Source organism: Pseudomonas sp. Pseu.R1 (genome assembly GCF_045764065.1).
Classification (GTDB): domain Bacteria; phylum Pseudomonadota; class Gammaproteobacteria; order Pseudomonadales; family Pseudomonadaceae; genus Aquipseudomonas.
This window is the reverse complement of sequence record NZ_JBJGEE020000001.1, coordinates 1,251,262-1,269,510: the sequence shown is the minus strand read 5'-3', so window position 1 is coordinate 1,269,510 and position 18,249 is coordinate 1,251,262. Positions and strand designations below refer to the sequence as shown.

Genomic DNA, 18,249 nt, shown 5'->3' with positions numbered 1-18,249 from the left:
TTCTTCCTTTAAGGCAGCAAGCTCTTGACGTTGATTGGCTCGGCTTCGTTCTGTGCAGCGCCTTTCGGCTTGCCAGCGATGGCCATACCCGCAACGCGGTAGAAGTTGTAATCAGGGTTCTTGCCGGGGCCGGAGATCAGCAGATCTTCTTTCTCGTACACCAGATCCTGACGTTTGAACTCGGCCATTTCGAAATCCGGTGTGAGCTGGATCGCGGTGGTCGGGCAGGCTTCTTCACAGAGACCGCAGAAGATGCAACGCGAGAAGTTGATGCGGAAGAAGTCCGGGTACCAGCGACCGTCTTCGGTCTCGGCTTTCTGCAGCGAGATGCAACCGACCGGGCAGGCCACGGCGCACAGGTTGCAGGCCACGCAGCGCTCTTCGCCGTCGGGGTCACGGGTCAGGACGATGCGACCACGGTAGCGTGGCGGCAGGTAAACCGGTTCTTCCGGATATTGCAGGGTGTCACGCTTGCGGAAACCATGGCCGAAGATCATGACCAGGCTGCGCAGCTGGGTACCCGTACCCTTAACGATGTCACCAATATATTTGAACATGGGTCAGATCCTCACTGAGCCGCCAGGACGACCGCAGCGGTCACCAGCAAATTGATCAGGGTCAGTGGCAGGCAGAACTTCCAGCTGAAGTCCATCACCTGGTCATAACGCGGACGCGGGATGGAAGCGCGCAGCAGGATGAACAGCATGATGAAGAACGCGGTTTTCAGAACGAACCACATGAACGACAGTTGCGGCAGGATGTTGAACGGACCGTGCCAGCCACCGAAGAACAGGGTCACCAGCAACGCCGAAATCAGGATGATGCCGATGTACTCACCGACGAAGAACATGCCCCATTTCATGCCGGCGTATTCAATGTGGTAACCGTCGGCCAGTTCCTGTTCCGCTTCCGGCTGGTCGAACGGGTGACGGTGAGTCACGGCCACGCCAGCGATGAAGAAAGTACAGAAGCCGAAGAACTGCGGAATGATGAACCACAGGTGGTCGGCCTGGTACTGCACGATGTCGCCCATGTTGAACGAGCCAACCTGCACGATGATGCCCATCAGGGACAGGCCCAGGAACACTTCGTACGAGACGGTCTGCGCCGAGGCACGCAAGCTGCCCAACAGGGCGTACTTGTTGTTCGACGACCAGCCTGCGAACAACACCGCGTAGACCGACAGACCGGCCATGGCGAAGAAGAACAGCAGGCCGATGTTCAGGTCAGCGACCACCCAGGTCTGGGTGACCGGGATGATCGAGAACGAGATCAGCAATGCACTCATGGCCACGACCGGCGCCAGGGTGAAGATCATGCGATCGACGAAGGGCGGGTTCCAGTCTTCCTTGAAGAACATCTTCAGCATGTCGGCTGCGATCTGGAACATACCGAACGGGCCGACGCGGTTAGGACCGTAACGGTCCTGCCACCAGCCCAGCAGACGACGCTCGACGAAGCTGAGCAGTGCGCCGCAAACCACCACGGCGAGCAGCACCACGATGGCCTTGAGCACGGCAATGATCGAGTCGATCACTTCAGGGGTAAACCACGTCATTGCGCTGCCTCCTGCAGACCGTCAACGGTTTTCCCGGCCAGTGCCGGAGGAATGCCCGCCAGACCCGATGGCAGTGCCACCAGACCCGCGCCCAGCTCTTCGTTGATGCGCAGTGGCAGACGCAGGGTCTGACCGGCAACGTTCAGGCTGAGCAGGGCACCGTCGTTGACGCCCAGACGATCCGCTTCGGACTTGGCCAGCGAAACGTAGGCTTCAGGGATGCGCTCTTGCACCGGTGCGGCTTTAGAGGAGTTCTCCTCGCTGCCGAACAGGTGGAAGAACGGCACCACTTGCCAGGTCCCTTGAGCCGGGGAGAAGGCGCGCGGCACGCTGGCGAACCAGCCCAGTTTGTCGCCGCTGCTTTCGATCAGGCGCACGCCTGGATCGCCAGCGCGCAGGTGACCACCGACTTCGTCCTGGAACTTGTTCCACGCTTGTGGAGAGTTCCAGCCCGGCGACCAAGCGAACGGCACTTGAGAGCGCGGTTCGGCGGAGCCCGAGTAACCCTCCATCGAGAAGGCGAATGCCGAGTCTTTGTCTTGCGGGGTGCGCGGTTCGTGGACGCTGATGTTGGCGCGCATGGCGGTCCGGCCGCTGTAACGCAGTGGTTCGCGGGCCAGTTTCAGGCCTTTGATGCGGAACGCAGCAGAAGGCGCAGCGCCGACGATACCGGCCAGTTGTGCATTGCTCGCGGCACAGGCTTCGGTGACGTGGTCCAGTTGCGTCCAGTCCACCGGCTTGTTCAGCAGGGTGGCGCGCAGGGCGTGCAACCAGCGCCAGCCTTCATGGATCTGAATGCTCGCGTCCAGGTAGGTCGGGTCGTAGACCTGGAAGAAGCGCTGGGCGCGGCCTTCCTGGCTGACCAGCGTACCGTCGCCTTCCGCGAAGCTGGCGGCTGGCAGGACCAGATCAGCGCGATCAGTGGTCGCGGTCTTCTGATGGTCAGCCACGATCACCACTTTCGCGGCGTTCAGTGCAGCTTCCACCTTGGCGGCGTCGGTGCGGGTGAACAGGTCGTTTTCCAGCACGACGATGGCGTCGGCCTTGCCCGAGATCACTTGATCCAGCGCCGCATCCACCGAGTCGCCACCGAACAGGGTCAGGCCCATGCTGTTGGCTTCAGGGATGATCAGGCTGAGAGAGCCGTTCTTGTCGCGCAGCTTCAGGGCTTTGGCGATGTTGGCAGCGGCTTCGATCAGCGCCTTGGAACCCAGCGAGGCACCGGAGACGATCAACGGACGCTTGGCTTCCAGCAGGGCGGCGGCGATGCGCTGAGCCAGTTCCAGCGCTTCGCTGTCCAGACCGGTCACGGCCGGGGCGCTCGGGTCGATGGCATGAGCCACGGCGAAACCGATGCGGGCCAGATCATCCGGCGCGGCGTGTACGCATTCTTCGGCGATGTCGTCCAGACGGGTTTCCGCCAGGCTGGCGATGAACAGCGGGTTCAGCTCGTGCTGACCGATGTTCTTGACGGCGGCGTCGAGCCATGGCTGGACTTTCATCGCAGCGGCCATGTCTTCGGCCTTGTTCTTGACCGATTGACGCAGGCTCAGGGCCATGCGCGCGGCAGTCTGGGTGACGTCTTCGCCGAGGATGAACACGGCGTCATGCTCTTCGACTTCACGCAGGGTCGGGATCGGCAGCGGGCTGTCTTTCAGGACCTGAACCACCAGGCGCAGACGCTCCAGCTCACCGGCTTCGATACCGGAGTAGAAGTACTCGCTGCCCACCAGTTCGCGCAGGGCGAAGTTGCTTTCCAGGCTGGCACGCGGCGAACCGATACCAACGATGGTGCGGCCGCGCAGCAGGTCGGCGGCCTTGTCCAATGCTTCGTCCAGGCTCAGCTTGACGTTGCCCTGGGTCAGCAGTGGCTGACGTGGGCGATCGGCGCGGTTGACGTAGCCATAGCCAAAACGGCCACGGTCACACAGAAAATACTGGTTGACCGAACCGTTGTAGCGGTTCTCGATACGGCGGATTTCGCCATAACGCTCACCGGGGCTGATGTTGCAACCGCTTGAGCAGCCGTGGCAGATGCTCGGCGAGAACTGCATGTCCCATTTACGGTTGTAGCGCTCGGAGTGGGTCTTGTCGGTGAACACACCGGTCGGGCAGACCTCGGTGAGGTTGCCGGAGAACTCGCTTTCCAGCACGCCGTCTTCAACGCGACCGAAGTACACGTTGTCGTGAGCGCCGTACACGCCCAGGTCGGTACCACCGGCGTAGTCTTTATAGAAGCGCACGCAGCGATAGCAGGCGATGCAGCGGTTCATCTCGTGAGCGATGAACGGCCCAAGGTCCTGGTTCTGGTGGGTGCGTTTGGTGAAGCGATACCGGCGCTCGTTGTGGCCGGTCATCACGGTCATGTCCTGCAGGTGGCAGTGCCCGCCTTCCTCGCAGACCGGGCAGTCGTGAGGGTGGTTGGTCATCAGCCATTCGACGACGCTGGCGCGGAACGCCTTGGATTCTTCGTCGTCGATGGAAATCCAGGTGTTGTCCTGGGCAGGGGTCATGCAGGACATGACGATACGACCACGGGTGTCGTTCTCGTCGGTGTACTGCTTGACCGCGCACTGGCGACAGGCGCCGACGCTGCCAAGGGCTGGATGCCAGCAGAAATAAGGGATGTCGAGCCCCAGCGACAGACAGGCCTGTAACAGGTTGTCTGCGCCATCGACTTCGAGCGCTTTGCCGTCTACGTGGATAGTAGCCATGGTTCAAAGGTCTTCGTTGGCCCGGTGTCAGCGGGCGTGGCTAATGGAATCTCGGTTCTGCTCCGGTTCAAACAGCCGCTGAGGTGTGACATTCAGTGGCGCAACCGAGGCAAGGGTCGACAGGCTTTTGGCTTATCGACCGGTCAGTCTGTTTATGCGCCGACGATGGTCGGTGCCTTGCCCGCCGTCAATTCAAGCGCATGGCCTGCCGCACGTTGCGGTGCGACGCCTGCCTCGAATTCGGAGCGGAAATATTTGATCGCGCTGCCCAGAGGTTCCACGGCGCCCGGTGCGTGGGCGCAGAAGGTCTTGCCTGGGCCGAGGAAGTTGACCAACCCCAGCAGCGTCTCGATGTCGCCCGGTTGACCCTGGCCTTTTTCGAGGGCGCGCAACATTTTCACGCTCCACGGCAGGCCATCGCGGCAAGGGGTGCAGAAACCGCACGACTCTTGGGCGAAGAACTCTTCCATGTTGCGCAGCAGCGAGACCATGTTGACCTTGTCGTCCACCGCCATTGCCAGACCGGTACCCATCCGGGTGCCGACCTTGGCCACGCCACCGGCGTAGAACAGGCAGTCGAGGTGTTCAGGCAACAGGAAACCGGTACCGGCGCCGCCTGGCTGCCAGCACTTGAGCTTGTAGCCGTCGCGCATGCCGCCTGCGTAGTCTTCGAACAGCTCGCGAGCGGGCAGACCGAATGGCAGCTCCCAGATTCCCGGGTTCTTCACCTTGCCGGAGAAGCCCATCAGCTTGGTGCCGTGGTCTTCGCTGCCTTCGCGGGCCAGCGATTTGTACCAGTCATTGCCGTTGTTCACGATCGCCGGGACGTTGCACAGGGTTTCGACGTTGTTCACGCAGGTTGGCTTGCCCCACACGCCGACGGCGGCAGGGAAGGGCGGCTTGGAGCGCGGATTGGCGCGGCGGCCTTCCAGGGAGTTGATCAGTGCGGTTTCTTCACCGCAGATGTAACGCCCGGCGCCGGTGTGGACGAACAGCTCGAAATCGAAGCCGGTGCCCAGAATGTTCTTGCCCAGGAGGCCCGCGACCTTGGCTTCTTCCACGGCACGGTTCAGGTGCTTGGCGGCAGTGACGTATTCGCCACGCAGGAAGATGTAGCCACGGTAGGCTTTCAGTGCGCGGGCACTGATCAGCATGCCTTCCACCAGCAGATGGGGCAGTTGCTCCATCAGCATGCGGTCTTTCCAGGTGTTCGGTTCCATCTCGTCCGCGTTGCACAGCAGGTAGCGGATGTTGAGGGATTCGTCCTTGGGCATCAGGCCCCATTTCACACCGGTGGGGAAGCCCGCACCGCCGCGACCCTTGAGGCCGGAGTCTTTGACCGACTGGACGATTTCATCAGGCGATTGCTGGGTCAGCGCCTTGCGAGCTGCTGCATAGCCGTCTTTGGCCTGGTACTCGTCGAGCCATACCGGCTCGCCGTCGTCACGCAGGCGCCAGGTCAGCGGGTGGGTTTCCGGCGTACGCTTGATCAGGTTGGCCGGACCGAAGGAAGTGATGGTCATACGTAACCCTCCAGCAGTTGGGCAACGCCCGCAGGCTGCAGATTGCCGAACGTGTCGTCGTCGATCATGACCGCTGGCGCCTTGTCGCAGTTGCCCAGGCAGCAGGCAGGCAGCAGGGTGAAGCGGCCGTCGGCGGTGGTCTGACCCAGGCCGATGCCGAGCTTGTTCTGGATTTCGCCGACGATGTCTTCGTGACCGGCGATGTAGCAGACCATGCTGTTGCAGACGCGGATGATGTGGCGGCCTACTGGCTGACGGAAGATCTGGCTGTAGAACGTGGCCACGCCTTCAACGTCGCTGGCCGGGATGCCCAGCACTTCGCCGATGGCGTAGATGGCGCCGTCCGGCACCCAGCCGCGTTCTTTCTGAACGATCTTCAGGGCTTCGATGGACGCCGCGCGCGGGTCCTCGTAGTGATGCATTTCGTGCTCGATGGCCGAGCGCTCGGTTTCGCTCAGGGCGAAACGGTCTGTCTGGATGAGCGTGCTGTTCATGCTTAACGGTCCACGTCGGCCATAACGAAGTCGATACTACCCAGGTACGCGATCAAGTCCGCGACCATGCTGCCTTTGATCACTGAAGGGATCTGTTGCAGATGCGGGTAGCTTGGGGTGCGAATCCGGGTACGGTAGCTCATGGTGCCGCCGTCGCTCGTCAGGTAATAACTGTTGATGCCCTTGGTCGCCTCGATCATCTGGAAGGATTCGTTGGCCGGCATGACCGGGCCCCACGAAACTTGCAGGAAGTGCGTGATCAAGGTTTCGATGTGCTGCAGGGTGCGCTCTTTCGGTGGCGGCGTAGTCAGCGGGTGGTCCGCCTTGTACGGGCCTTCCGGCATATTGCGCAGGCACTGGTCGATGATCTTGATGCTCTGACGCATCTCTTCGACGCGGACCATGCAGCGATCATAAGCATCGCCGTTGTGGCCCAGCGGCACTTCGAATTCGAAGTTCTCGTAGCCCGAATACGGACGCGCCTTGCGCAGGTCGAAGTCGCAACCGGTGGAGCGCAGGCCAGCACCGGTGACACCCCATTCCAGGGCTTCTTTGGTGTTGTACTGGGCAACGCCGATGGTACGACCTTTGAGGATGCTGTTTTTCAGCGCAGCGGTGGTGTACTCGTCGAGGCGCTTTGGCAGCCATTCGACGAAGTCCTTGACCAGCTTGTCCCAGCCGCGTGGCAGGTCGTGAGCGACGCCACCGATGCGGTACCAGGCCGGGTGCAGACGGAAACCGGTGATCGCTTCGATCACGGTGTAAGCGCGCTGGCGGTCGGTAAAGGTGAAGAACACCGGGGTCATGGCGCCGACGTCCTGGATGTAAGTCCCCAGGAACAGCAGGTGGCTGGTGATGCGGAAGAACTCGGCCATCATGATGCGGATGACGTCGACCTTCTCCGGCACCTTGATGCCCGCCAGCTTCTCGACCGAGAGCACGTACGGCAGGTTGTTCATCACGCCGCCGAGGTAGTCGATACGGTCGGTGTAAGGAATGAAGCTGTGCCAGGACTGACGCTCGGCCATCTTCTCGGCACCACGGTGGTGGTAGCCGATGTCCGGCACGCAGTCGACGATCTCTTCGCCGTCCAGTTGGAGCACGATACGGAACGCGCCGTGCGCGGAAGGGTGGTTCGGACCCAGGTTGAGGAACATGTAGTCCTCGTTGGCGCCAGAACGCTTCATGCCCCAGTCTTCCGGACGGAAACGCGCAGCTTCCTCCTCCAGTTGCTGTTTGGCCAGCGTCAGGCTGTACGGGTCGAATTCGGTGGCGCGGGCAGGGTAGTCCTTGCGCAGCGGGTGACCTTCCCAGGTCGGCGGCATCATGATGCGGGAGAGGTGCGGGTGGCCCGGGAAGTCGATCCCGAACATGTCCCACACTTCACGCTCGTACCAGTTAGCGTTTGGCCAGATGCTGGTGACGGATGGCACGCTGAGGTCGCCCTCGGACAAGGCCACCTTGATCATCACGTCACTATTACGCTCTACCGACAGCAGGTGGTAGAACACGGTGAAATCGGCGTCGGGCAAGCCACGGCGCTTGGTACGCAGGCGCTCGTCCACACCGTGCAGGTCGTACAGCATCGAGTACGGCTTGGGCACATTGCGCAGGAACGTGAGGATTTCGAACAGTTTGGCGCGTGCCACCCACAGCACTGGCATGCCAGTGACGGTGGATTGGGCGGTGAACGCTTCGGCGCCAAAACGGTTATGCAGTTCAACGACGACGTCTTGGTCGTCAGCCTTGTAAGGCGGGATGTACAGAGCGGTGTCTGCAGTCATAGGTCTCGATCGCTATCGGTCAACGTACAGAATGAACCCAGGTTCAGGCTTCTTTTTGTAAAAGAAAACTGGATCAGACTTCGTCGGGGCTGCGCAGGTTGGTGACCTGAATACGCTGTTCGCGGCGCTGTTCCTTTTGCGACGGCATTTCGGCGCGATACACGCCTTGGTCACCGACGACCCAGGAAAGGGGGCGACGCTCCTGGCCAATGGATTCCTGCAACAGCATCAGGCCTTGCAGAAATGCCTCTGGACGGGGCGGGCAGCCGGGCACGTAAACATCCACAGGCAGGAACTTGTCCACGCCCTGTACCACAGAGTAGATGTCGTACATGCCACCGGAGTTGGCGCACGAACCCATGGAAATGACCCATTTAGGCTCAAGCATTTGCTCGTAGAGGCGCTGGATGATCGGAGCCATCTTCACGAAGCAGGTACCGGCAACGACCATGAAATCCGCCTGGCGCGGTGATGCCCGGATCACTTCGGCGCCGAAGCGCGCGATGTCGTGGGGCGCCGTGAAGGCGGTGGTCATTTCCACGTAGCAGCAGGACAGACCGAAGTTATACGGCCAAAGGGAGTTTTTACGCCCCCAGTTGACCGCATTGCTCAGGACGTCCGAGAGCTTGCCCATGAAGATGTTTTTGTGGACCTGATCCTCTAACGGATCGGCGACGGTTTCCCGCTCGCCGATGGGGTACTGCTCGTTAGGCGCATCCGGATCGATTCTGGTGAGATTGTATTGCATTGCCAAAGCCTCATTGTTTTAGCTTCGCCTGCCGATTACGACGACCAACGGGAGCCCAATCGAGCGCCCCTACCCGCCATAGGTAGACAAGACCTGCCAACAGAATTGCTATGAAAACGAGAGCTTCGGCGAAGCCGGTCCAGCCGCTTTCGCGGACGGACACAGACCAGGCGTACAGAAAGAGGGCTTCAATATCGAAAATCACGAACAGCATCGCGACCAGATAGAATTTCGCGGAGAGCCGCAGGCGGGCGCCGCCTGTAGGCAGCATGCCGGATTCGAACGGTTCGTTCTTGCTGCGGCCCCAGGCTTTGGAACCGAGCAGGCTGGAGAGGCCAAGCATGAAGGCACAGAGGCCGATGACGCCCAAAAGGAAAATGGCGAAGCCCCAGTTGTGGGCAATCAAACCTGTCGATTCGGACATGCTGGCAATCCTTAACAGAGAGCAACGGTCTCTGAGCTTGAAAAGAGAAAGAGGCAGTGACGATATGTCGCAGTGCGATCAATTCCGGGATTTTATGTGCAAAAACAGAGCAAGTAAATTTTCTACATCAAATTTATTCACGGGATTAATGAGCCAGGTCACGGTTTCGGTTACCTAGCCCGCATGGCACGGGGATTAGCGCCGATTTTGTTAATTATGTTTCCTGTAAAGGGTAATGAAAGTTGATAAGGGGAAATGATAATTAATATCATTTGAGGTGTCTTTGGGTGTGCTTTTGTGGAAATAGCGAAGTTGACATTAATGCGTTCGTCAAATGAAGGATTTCACCGCGTCGCATTTAATTAACTTTCGTAGGCCGATTTGCCGTGGCTATCGACTAATGACCTACTACTTAGGTAGGTCATTAAAATGCTCCAGACGACAGAGGCCGCCCATTGGGCGGCCTCTGTCGTTGCGGTGTCACTCAGTGAAACTGTTCTTCTTCGGTCGAGCCGGTCAGCGCGGTGACCGAGGACTGGCCACCCTGGATGACGGTGGTCATGTCATCGAAGTAGCCAGTGCCCACTTCCTGCTGGTGCGCAACGAAGGTGTAGCCCTTGGCGGCGTCAGCGAACTCCTGCTCTTGCAGCTTCACGTAGGCGGTCATGTCGTTGCGGGCGTAGTCATGCGCCAGGTTGAACATGCTGTGCCACATGTTGTGGATGCCCGCCAGCGTGATGAACTGATGCTTGTAGCCCATGGCCGATAGCTCGCGCTGGAATTTGGCGATGGTGGCGTCGTCCAGGTTCTTCTTCCAGTTGAAGGAAGGCGAGCAATTGTAGGACAGCAGTTGGTCCGGGTACTCCTTCTTGATCGCTTCAGCGAAGCGGCGGGCCTCGTCCAGATCGGGCTTGGCGGTTTCGCACCAGATCAGGTCCGCGTACGGCGCATACGCCAGGCCGCGAGCGATGGCCTGATCCAGACCGGCACGCACTTTATAGAATCCTTCAGGGGTGCGAGTGCCGGTCACGAACGGTTTGTCGTACGGGTCGCAATCCGAAGTCAGCAGGTCAGCGGCGTTGGCGTCAGTGCGGGCCAGGATGATGGTCGGCACACCGGCGACGTCCGCTGCCAGGCGCGCGGCGATCAGCTTCTGTACGGCTTCCTGGGTCGGAACCAGTACCTTGCCGCCCATGTGGCCGCATTTCTTCACTGAGGCCAGTTGGTCTTCGAAGTGCACACCGGCAGCGCCTGCCTCGATCATGCTTTTCATCAGTTCGTAGGCGTTCAGTACTCCACCGAAGCCGGCTTCGGCGTCGGCAACGATCGGCGCGAAGTAATCGATGTAGCCGTCGTCACCCGGGTTCTTGCCTGCTTTCCACTGGATCTGGTCCGCGCGGCGGAACGAGTTGTTGATGCGCTTGACCACGGTCGGAACCGAGTCCACCGGGTACAGCGACTGATCGGGGTACATCGACTCGGCAGAGTTGTTGTCCGCAGCCACTTGCCAGCCGGACAGGTAGATCGCCTGAATGCCCGCCTTGACTTGCTGCACGGCCTGGCCGCCGGTCAGGGCGCCCATGCAGTTGACGAAATCCTTGTCGGGACGAAAGGACGGCCTGGCGCCTTGAGTCACGAGATTCCACAGTTTTTCAGCGCCCAGTTTGGCGAATGTGTGCTCTGGCTGAATCGAGCCACGCAGGCGGACGACGTCAGCAGCGGAGTAGGTGCGGGTCACGCCTTTCCAGCGTGGATTCTCGGCCCAGTCTTTCTCGATGGCTGCAATTTGTTGTTCGCGTGTCAGTGCCATGGGGTAAACCTCGTCGCTTGGTTTTGTGGGTCTTGCCGGTCTTGTGGCGAAGCTCTGGGTTCTGCCAGCGCCTTTAAGGTTTCTTCAAGGCGCACTTAGGGGTGCTCACTGAATCGGGAAGCATGAGGTTGCGGGTCTGGATTGTTTTCGCCTTCACGGTGGTGAAGCGACGACGCTGCCTTTTGGGCGAAAAGACGTTAATTGACTTGATCTTGTAGATATCAAGCTCGATCCAGAGGCTTTCTGTGTTGCCCCTGATCAGTGAGTGCGAGGCCATCATGCCTCGGCATTTTTGCGCCGTCAAACACTTTGTAGTGATTATTTTATGGCACTACATCTTTTGTCTAATACGACTCATCAGTCAGTTTCGGGCCTAAGGGTGCTGGAACGGGGGAGTCCGCAGTAATACTGGGTGGTCACGGGGTAGGAGTGGGTATGTAGTGGATTTTTTGGCACTACATAATCATCAGGAGTGAGCGCAATCCGTGTAGGAGCGCACGAGCCGTGCGAGGCCGCGATCGGCTGCGCAGCAGTCGTAGATCGGGTGATGGTGATGGGTCAGAAGTATCGGGGATTCAGGATTTGCTGCCGCTTCGGTCGGGCGCGACACCGGGCCGATCGCGGCCTCGCGGGGCTCGTGCGCTCCTACGAGGCTGAGTGCGGTTGTCAGGTTGTCGTTAGGGTTGGGTTCAGTCCAGACTATCGACCTTCACCCGCAAGGTCATGTCATCACGCCCTTGTGTGGAATAGCGTCGGGTGACGCCTTGTTCATCGGCATGGGACTGATCGCTGACGCCCGCCAGGGTGATCCACTCACCCAATCGCCCGCTCACTTGGGTATCCGTGCTCTGCACCTTGATCGCATCGGCCTGTTGCTGGCTCATGCGGTCGTTGTTGGTGCTGATGCTCAGATGAACGATGTCGCCTGTGATATTGGCCGTGACGTAAAAACCCCGGGTCACGTTGCGGTACTGAGTGTTGGTCTGCGCATAGCCGTAGGAATCGGTCTGCACATTGGTGATCGGAATGCTTTGGCCCACCTGAATCAGCGCCGGAGTGCCCTCATTGGCCTGCACTTGCTGCGTGCCGCCGTCGCGACTGGCGGTACCGTAATTGATGATCCGGGTCTTGCCATCGGCGCTGATGCGCCCGTTTTGCGAACGAACGGTGCCGTTGACCGAATAGCCTTGGTCGCTCTGAATGGCATTGTCGCTGGTGTCGACCGTAATCAGCAGGCGTTTCGCCGCGACATCCAGTTGTGAAAGCAGGCCTTTGAGTTCGCTGATCTTGCCGGGTTCTGCGTTGACGATGAGTTTGTTGCCATACGCGTTGACATTGCCTTCGCTGCCCAGAAAGGCTTTGACAGTAGGCATCAAATCGTCGCTGGTTCGGTAATTCAGGGGGATGACTTCGGTGGCGGCAACGGCCGTGAAGCTGCAAGCCAACAGCGCAGAAGCAAGCAGGGTGCGTAACGACATCGGTGTGATCTCCGCGAAGGGGCGTATCAAGGGGCTCAGTTTGCCAGCATGTCAGGCCATTTTGTCGGCCTGGGCACGCGCAAATTGAATCGCAGACAGCAGAACGCCCCGAGTTTCCGTTCAGCATAGTCAACTGAAGGGTCAGCAACGGGGCGTTCGGTCACTCGGTGGTCTCAGCGCGAGCTGCGGACCATGTCGACGTGGGGCAGGCCGGCTTCGAGGAACTCTTCACTGACCACAGTGAAGCCCGAGCGCTCATAGAACGCTGTCGCATGCACCTGCGCGCTGAGCTTCTGCTCCTTCAGGTCGCGATTTTCCGCTTCGGTAATGACGGCTTTGAGCAGTGCATCGCCAACCTTCAACCCGCGCCAGTCCTTGAGCACCGACAGTCGGCCGATTTCGCCGTCCGGCAACAGGCGCGCCGTGCCGATTGGATAATCGCCTTCCAGTGCCAGGAAGTGCAGTGCGCCTGCATCTTCGGCGTCCCACTCCAGTTCGGGCGGCACCGATTGTTCAGTAATGAACACGGCTTCGCGAATGCGCCGGATGTCGGCGTTGTCTTTCTGCCAGTCGGCTACCCGTACGTGGATCTTATTCATCAGCAAACCCCAGACTTCCTTGTTTCACCAGTTCGCAGAGCAGGCTGCGGCCATCGTCATCGGCCAGCCATTTGCCCAGATTGTCCATATGCAGTGCATCGGCCGCACAGATCAGTTTCAACAGCTCGCGCAGACGACCGGGCAGCAGGCGGCTCTGGCCGCTGGCGAACAGCAGCAGGTCTTCATCGACTTCCGACCAGGCCAGGCGTGCGCTCGGGTTGCGAATCAGAATGGCGCCTTGTTCCATACTGTCGAGCAATTCGGCTTCATCCAACTCGGGGCCGGTGACCATTTCCGGGTAGCGCGGCTCGGTCATGAACTGGCCGAACCAGGTCAGCAGCAAGCGCTCGTCACCCATGTGCTCAGCCAACAGCGCCTTGAGGCGATCAAGGGCGTCGCGCTGGATCTGATGCGGATCGCTCACCGGCTGCGCGTCGGCGTCGGTGTAACGCTCTTCGTCCGAGATGAACTGGCTGAGGAAATCGGTGAAGTGGGTCAGCACTTCGGCTGCGCTCGGGGCGCGGAATCCGACCGAGTAGGTCAGGCAGTCATCGACGGCAACGCCCCAGTGGGCCAGGCGTGGCGGCAGATAAAGCATGTCGCCCGGCTCCAGCGTCCATTCGTCGCTGCCCTGGAAATCCGCGAGAATGCGCAGGTCGGCGTGCTCGATCAGCGGGCTGTCGCTGTCGCACATCTGGCCGATTTTCCAGTGGCGTTTGCCGTGACCTTGCAGCAGGAACACGTCGTAGTTGTCGAAGTGCGGACCGACGCTGCCGCCAGGTGCGGCGTAGCTGATCATCACGTCGTCAATGCGCCAGCTTGGCAGAAAGCGAAATTGCTCCAGCAGCTCGGCGACTTCCGGGACGAACTGGTCGACCGCCTGTACAAGCAGGGTCCATTCGGTTTCCGGCAGTTTGCTGAATTCATCTTCCTCGAAGGGGCCGCGACGCATTTCCCATGGGCGTACGCCGTTTTCGAGGATCAGGCGCGATTCGACTTCTTCTTCCAGCGCCAGGCCTGCCAGTTCGTCCGGATCGATCGGGCTTTCGAATTCCGGAATGGCCTGGCGAATGAGCAAGGGCTTTTTCTGCCAGTAGTCACGCAGAAATTCGCGCGCGGTGATGCCGCCAAGCAACTGAAGAGGAATATCAGGATTCATGTGTAACCTATTGAAAAAAGGTATTTTTCAGGCCGCAATAAAAACGCCCGGCTCGGCCGGGCGTTCAGAGCGGGTGCCGTCAGATCAGATGCGCCGGGCTTGTGCCGCAGCGTTGCCGATGTAGTTGGCCGGGGTGAGTTTCTTCAGCTCGGTCTTGGCTTCGACAGGCATGTCCAGACCATCGATGAAGGTCAGCAGCGCTTCCGGGCTGATGCCTTTGCCGCGCGTCAGCTCCTTGAGCTTCTCGTACGGGTTCTCGATGTCATAACGGCGCATGACGGTCTGGATCGGCTCGGCCAGGACTTCCCAGCAAGCGTCCAGATCAGCCGCGATGCGTTGCTCGTTCAGCTCCAGTTTGCCGATGCCTTTGAGGCTGGCTTCGTAGGCAATCACGCTGTGAGCGAAGCCCACGCCGAGGTTGCGCAATACGGTGGAGTCGGTCAGGTCGCGCTGCCAGCGGGAGATTGGCAGTTTGCTCGCCAGGTGCTGGAACAGTGCGTTGGCGATGCCCAGGTTGCCTTCGGAGTTTTCGAAGTCGATCGGGTTGACCTTGTGCGGCATGGTCGAGGAGCCGATTTCGCCCGCGACGGTCTTCTGCTTGAAATAGCCCAGGGAGATGTAGCCCCAGATATCGCGGTCGAAGTCGATCAGGATGGTGTTGAAGCGTGCGATCGCGTCGAACAGCTCGGCGATGTAGTCGTGCGGTTCGATCTGCGTGGTGTACGGGTTGAACGTCAGGCCCAGTTCGTCTTCGATCAAGGCGCGGGCGTTGGCTTCCCAGTCGATGTCCGGGTAGGCCGACAGGTGTGCGTTGTAGTTGCCGACGGCGCCGTTGATCTTGCCCAGCAGCGGAACGGCGGCCACTTGAGCGATCTGACGCTCCAGTCGGTAAACGACGTTGGCCAGTTCTTTGCCCAGGGTGGTTGGCGATGCAGGCTGGCCGTGGGTGCGGGACAGCATCGGCACGGCGGCGAAACGGATCGCCAGCTCGCGGATCGATTCGGCGATCTGGCGCATCAGTGGCAGCAGCACGGTGTCGCGGCCTTCGCGCAGCATCAGGGCGTGGGACAGGTTGTTGATGTCCTCGCTGGTGCAGGCGAAATGGATGAATTCGCTGACCTTGGCCAGTTCCGGCAATTTGGCCGCCTGCTCTTTGAGCAGGTATTCGATCGCCTTGACGTCGTGGTTGGTGGTGCGTTCGATTTCTTTCACGCGCTCGGCGTGTTCCAGCGCGAAGTCATCGGCCAGTGCGTTCAGGATCGCGTTGGCTTCGGCGGAGAACGCCGGGACTTCGGAGATTTGCGGGTGAGCCGCCAGGCGCTGAAGCCAGCGAACCTCGACGAGGGCGCGGAAACGGATCAGGCCGTATTCGCTGAAAATCGGGCGCAGGGCCTGGGTTTTACCGGCGTAGCGGCCGTCTACTGGGGAAACCGCAGTGAGCGAAGAAAGCTGCATGGGGTGCTCTCGGACAGTCGGGCTTTGAGAAGGGCGCGTATCATACATGAAAAAACGGCGCCGCCGAGGCTGGATCGCCGTTGTGAATCGCGCAATGGGTATAACGAAGGTCGTTTGCGCAGCGCTGGCAGTCAGCCGTGCATCAACGGATACAATTCTTTCAATAACTTGCGACGGCTGATGACCAGTTGCCAGCGGTGACCGCCCACTTGTCGCCAAAGTCGCGCGCAGCGAATACCGGCCAGCAGCAGGGCGCGAATTTTCGAGGCGTTGTTGGGTTGTTGCAGGTTACGCATGTCGCCGTGAACCTGAATTCGCTGGCGCAACGTGCTGAGGGTGTCCTGATACAGCGCACCGCTCGCGGCGATCACGTTTTCGTGAACGATGCCGAAGTGCTCGACCTGAGACTTGATTTGCGGCAGGCGCTTGCCAATGGTGTCGAGCATGTCGTCACGCTTGGACAGTTGGCGCTCCAGACCCAGCATCGCCAGGGCGTAGCGCAAGGGTTCGCGTTGCAGGGTGCCGGGGTCGCGTTCAAGAGCGCTGGCGAGGGCGCGATAGCCCTCGCGCAGATTCAGGTCATCACCCCCAAACACGTCCAGCGTGTCCTTGGGGTCCATCACCAGCAGACCGCCCAGCAGGCAGCCGACAGCCGCTTCGCTGGCCTGGCCGGTCTTGGCGATCCGGTCTACCAGCACGGCGGCCTGAAACACACCGCCCAAGGCGGTCAATTGCTCTTGAATCGGACTCATCAACGAGGGTCCTTGCTGTGCCAGGGTTCGGCGATTTCGATCACGCCACCGCCCAGGCAGACTTCGCCATCGTAGAACACCACGGACTGGCCGGGTGTCACGGCGCGTTGCGGTTCATCGAAGGTGGCGCGGTAGCCGGTGGCGGTGCGTTCCAGCGTGCAGCTCTGATCACTTTGGCGGTAGCGGACCTTGGCGGTCAGTTTGCGCGGAGTGCTCAGATCGATCGGGTTGACCCAATAGATATCCGAGGCGAGCAGGGCGCGGGAGAACAGCCACGGATGATCATTGCCCTGGCCGACGATCAAGTGGTTGTTGATCAGATCCTTCTCCAGCACGTACCACGGTTCATCGCCGGCATCTTTCAGACCGCCGATCCCCAGGCCCTGACGCTGGCCGATGGTGTGGTACATCAGGCCCGCGTGGCGGCCGATGGTCTCGCCTTCAGTGGTCTTGATCTCACCCGGCTGTGCGGGCAGGTACTGTTTGAGGAAGTCGGTGAAGCGACGTTCGCCAATGAAGCAGATTCCGGTGGAGTCTTTCTTCTTGGCGGTCGCCAGCTCGTACTTCTCGGCAATGGCGCGCACTTCCGGCTTTTCCAGCTCGCCGACCGGGAACAGGGTCTTGGCGATCTGCTCGCCTGCCACCGCGTGCAGGAAGTAGCTCTGGTCCTTGTTCGGGTCCAAGCCTTTGAGCAGTTCGGTGCGGCCATCGATGTCGCGACGACGCACGTAATGACCGGTGGCGATCAGGTCGGCGCCGAGCATGAAGGCGTAATCGAGGAAGGCCTTGAACTTGATCTCTCGGTTGCACAGGATGTCCGGGTTCGGCGTGCGGCCAGCCTTGTACTCTTCAAGGAAGTGCTCGAAGACGTTGTCCCAGTATTCGGCGGCGAAATTCACCGTGTGCAGCTTGATACCAATGCGGTCGCACACGGCCTGGGCGTCCGCGAGGTCGTCCATGGCGGTGCAGTATTCCGTTCCGTCGTCTTCTTCCCAGTTCTTCATGAACAGGCCTTCCACCTGATACCCCTGCTCCATGAGCAGAAGGGCGGAGACCGAAGAATCCACGCCGCCGGACATGCCGACGATGACGCGTTTCTTTTCTGGATTGGAAAAGGCTGAATCAGACATAGGGTTTCGATGGGTAGTCTGGAAAAGGACGCGATTCTATCAGGGAGTCGGCGCCAAGGCTAAAAGCTATTCAGTTGCGTATTACATCGAGGCTGTGGAGCTGGCCTGCGAGGTAGTCGTCCACGCACTCCAGTACCAGATGGCTGCGCCAGCGTTCGGGTTGGCTGGCCACTTCCTCACGCGTGAACCATGGCGCGCCGACAATGCCGGTGTCCAGTGGGCGGTCAGGGTGATGTCGGACGGTTTTGGCGGCGAAGCAGACGCGCTGGTACGTCACGCCATTGCTGGGCGCGGTGTACAGGTAAATGCCGACTACACCGGTCAGTTCAACGTCCCAGCCAGTTTCTTCCAGTGTTTCGCGAACGGCCGCTTCGCGCAGGGTTTCGTTGGCTTCCAGATGGCCGGCGGGCTGGTTGAGTACGAGTTTGTTGTTTTTCGATTCTTCGACGAAGAGAAAGCGGCCGTTGTCTTCGACGATGGTGGCGACAGTGATGTGGGGTTGCCAGGTCATGAGTGGATCTCCTGTCCGCACGACCCTCTGTAGGAGCACGGCTTGCCTGCGGTAGCGATCTTGAATACGCCGCCGCCGGCAAGCCGGACTGCTCTAGGGGAAGTCGAGCG

16 protein-coding genes are annotated in these 18,249 nt (G+C 60.1%); all 16 read right to left on the bottom strand.

What is annotated here, in order from left to right; genetic code table 11:
• Nucleotides 1-8 precede the first annotated feature (8 nt).
• On the bottom strand, nt 9-557 hold the full coding sequence (gene nuoI / locus ACI5GA_RS06025; protein WP_108239289.1) for an NADH-quinone oxidoreductase subunit NuoI: 549 nt from the start codon (nt 555-557) through the stop codon (nt 9-11).
• Between the two features lie 11 nt (nt 558-568).
• The gene (gene nuoH / locus ACI5GA_RS06020; protein WP_404631045.1) at nt 569-1,558 is read right to left on the bottom strand and encodes an NADH-quinone oxidoreductase subunit NuoH; all 990 of its coding nucleotides are present in this window, start codon (nt 1,556-1,558) and stop codon (nt 569-571) included.
• A complete protein-coding gene (nuoG, locus tag ACI5GA_RS06015) occupies nt 1,555-4,272 on the bottom strand; it encodes an NADH-quinone oxidoreductase subunit NuoG (protein ID WP_404631043.1) in 2,718 nt (905 codons plus the stop codon). Before nuoG ends, nuoH begins: the two co-directional genes overlap by 4 nt.
• Nucleotides 4,273-4,424: 152 nt before the next feature.
• Complete coding sequence (nuoF, locus tag ACI5GA_RS06010; RefSeq protein ID WP_421422184.1) at nt 4,425-5,795, bottom strand: NADH-quinone oxidoreductase subunit NuoF; 1,371 nt, start codon at nt 5,793-5,795, stop codon at nt 4,425-4,427.
• A complete protein-coding gene (gene nuoE, locus ACI5GA_RS06005) occupies nt 5,792-6,289 on the bottom strand; it encodes an NADH-quinone oxidoreductase subunit NuoE (protein ID WP_421422182.1) in 498 nt (165 codons plus the stop codon). The genes nuoF and nuoE overlap by 4 nt, the downstream gene beginning before the upstream one ends.
• Nucleotides 6,290-6,291: 2 nt before the next feature.
• A complete protein-coding gene (gene nuoC / locus ACI5GA_RS06000; RefSeq protein WP_421422180.1) occupies nt 6,292-8,073 on the bottom strand; it encodes an NADH-quinone oxidoreductase subunit C/D in 1,782 nt (593 codons plus the stop codon).
• A gap of 73 nt (nt 8,074-8,146) precedes the next feature.
• Nucleotides 8,147-8,821, bottom strand: a complete 675-nt coding sequence (locus tag ACI5GA_RS05995; protein WP_404631037.1) for a NuoB/complex I 20 kDa subunit family protein — start codon at nt 8,819-8,821, stop codon at nt 8,147-8,149.
• Nucleotides 8,822-8,831: 10 nt separating this feature from the next.
• Nucleotides 8,832-9,245, bottom strand: a complete 414-nt coding sequence (locus ACI5GA_RS05990) for an NADH-quinone oxidoreductase subunit A (protein ID WP_108239282.1) — start codon at nt 9,243-9,245, stop codon at nt 8,832-8,834.
• Between the two features lie 484 nt (nt 9,246-9,729).
• On the bottom strand, nt 9,730-11,055 hold the full coding sequence (gene aceA / locus ACI5GA_RS05985; RefSeq protein WP_404631035.1) for an isocitrate lyase: 1,326 nt from the start codon (nt 11,053-11,055) through the stop codon (nt 9,730-9,732).
• A gap of 689 nt (nt 11,056-11,744) precedes the next feature.
• On the bottom strand, nt 11,745-12,533 hold the full coding sequence (locus ACI5GA_RS05980) for a secretin N-terminal domain-containing protein (RefSeq protein ID WP_404631033.1): 789 nt from the start codon (nt 12,531-12,533) through the stop codon (nt 11,745-11,747).
• 173 nt (nt 12,534-12,706) lie between these two features.
• The gene (locus tag ACI5GA_RS05975) at nt 12,707-13,132 is read right to left on the bottom strand and encodes a GNAT family N-acetyltransferase (RefSeq protein ID WP_421422178.1); all 426 of its coding nucleotides are present in this window, start codon (nt 13,130-13,132) and stop codon (nt 12,707-12,709) included.
• Nucleotides 13,125-14,291 carry a JmjC domain-containing protein gene (locus ACI5GA_RS05970; protein WP_404631029.1) on the bottom strand — a complete coding sequence of 389 codons (1,167 nt, stop codon included), beginning with the start codon at nt 14,289-14,291 and terminating at the stop codon, nt 13,125-13,127. The genes ACI5GA_RS05975 and ACI5GA_RS05970 overlap by 8 nt, the downstream gene beginning before the upstream one ends.
• Nucleotides 14,292-14,375: 84 nt before the next feature.
• Nucleotides 14,376-15,746, bottom strand: coding sequence for an adenylosuccinate lyase (gene purB, locus ACI5GA_RS05965; RefSeq protein ID WP_421422175.1), 1,371 nt, complete (start codon nt 15,744-15,746; stop codon nt 14,376-14,378).
• 131 nt (nt 15,747-15,877) lie between these two features.
• On the bottom strand, nt 15,878-16,498 hold the full coding sequence (gene hflD, locus ACI5GA_RS05960) for a high frequency lysogenization protein HflD (RefSeq protein WP_421422173.1): 621 nt from the start codon (nt 16,496-16,498) through the stop codon (nt 15,878-15,880).
• Nucleotides 16,498-17,628 carry a tRNA 2-thiouridine(34) synthase MnmA gene (mnmA, locus tag ACI5GA_RS05955; RefSeq protein WP_404631023.1) on the bottom strand — a complete coding sequence of 377 codons (1,131 nt, stop codon included), beginning with the start codon at nt 17,626-17,628 and terminating at the stop codon, nt 16,498-16,500. Before mnmA ends, hflD begins: the two co-directional genes overlap by 1 nt.
• Before the next feature lie 70 nt (nt 17,629-17,698).
• Entirely contained in the window at nt 17,699-18,139 is a 441-nt protein-coding gene (locus ACI5GA_RS05950; RefSeq protein ID WP_421422171.1) for an NUDIX hydrolase, read from the bottom strand.
• Nucleotides 18,140-18,249 lie beyond the last annotated feature (110 nt).

Excerpts from the sequence above, each read along its gene's own strand:
- nuoI (WP_108239289.1), bottom strand. The coding sequence starts at position 557 with ATGTTCAAATATATTGGTGACATCGTTAAGGGTACGGGTACCCAGCTG.
- nuoH (WP_404631045.1), bottom strand. The coding sequence starts at position 1,558 with ATGACGTGGTTTACCCCTGAAGTGATCGACTCGATCATTGCCGTGCTC.
- nuoG (WP_404631043.1), bottom strand. The coding sequence starts at position 4,272 with ATGGCTACTATCCACGTAGACGGCAAAGCGCTCGAAGTCGATGGCGCA.
- nuoF (WP_421422184.1), bottom strand. The coding sequence starts at position 5,795 with ATGACCATCACTTCCTTCGGTCCGGCCAACCTGATCAAGCGTACGCCG.
- nuoE (WP_421422182.1), bottom strand. The coding sequence starts at position 6,289 with ATGAACAGCACGCTCATCCAGACAGACCGTTTCGCCCTGAGCGAAACC.
- nuoC (WP_421422180.1), bottom strand. The coding sequence starts at position 8,073 with ATGACTGCAGACACCGCTCTGTACATCCCGCCTTACAAGGCTGACGAC.
- ACI5GA_RS05995 (WP_404631037.1), bottom strand. The coding sequence starts at position 8,821 with ATGCAATACAATCTCACCAGAATCGATCCGGATGCGCCTAACGAGCAG.
- ACI5GA_RS05990 (WP_108239282.1), bottom strand. The coding sequence starts at position 9,245 with ATGTCCGAATCGACAGGTTTGATTGCCCACAACTGGGGCTTCGCCATT.
- aceA (WP_404631035.1), bottom strand. The coding sequence starts at position 11,055 with ATGGCACTGACACGCGAACAACAAATTGCAGCCATCGAGAAAGACTGG.
- ACI5GA_RS05980 (WP_404631033.1), bottom strand. The coding sequence starts at position 12,533 with ATGTCGTTACGCACCCTGCTTGCTTCTGCGCTGTTGGCTTGCAGCTTC.
- ACI5GA_RS05975 (WP_421422178.1), bottom strand. The coding sequence starts at position 13,132 with ATGAATAAGATCCACGTACGGGTAGCCGACTGGCAGAAAGACAACGCC.
- ACI5GA_RS05970 (WP_404631029.1), bottom strand. The coding sequence starts at position 14,291 with ATGAATCCTGATATTCCTCTTCAGTTGCTTGGCGGCATCACCGCGCGC.
- purB (WP_421422175.1), bottom strand. The coding sequence starts at position 15,746 with ATGCAGCTTTCTTCGCTCACTGCGGTTTCCCCAGTAGACGGCCGCTAC.
- hflD (WP_421422173.1), bottom strand. The coding sequence starts at position 16,498 with ATGAGTCCGATTCAAGAGCAATTGACCGCCTTGGGCGGTGTGTTTCAG.
- mnmA (WP_404631023.1), bottom strand. The coding sequence starts at position 17,628 with ATGTCTGATTCAGCCTTTTCCAATCCAGAAAAGAAACGCGTCATCGTC.
- ACI5GA_RS05950 (WP_421422171.1), bottom strand. The coding sequence starts at position 18,139 with ATGACCTGGCAACCCCACATCACTGTCGCCACCATCGTCGAAGACAAC.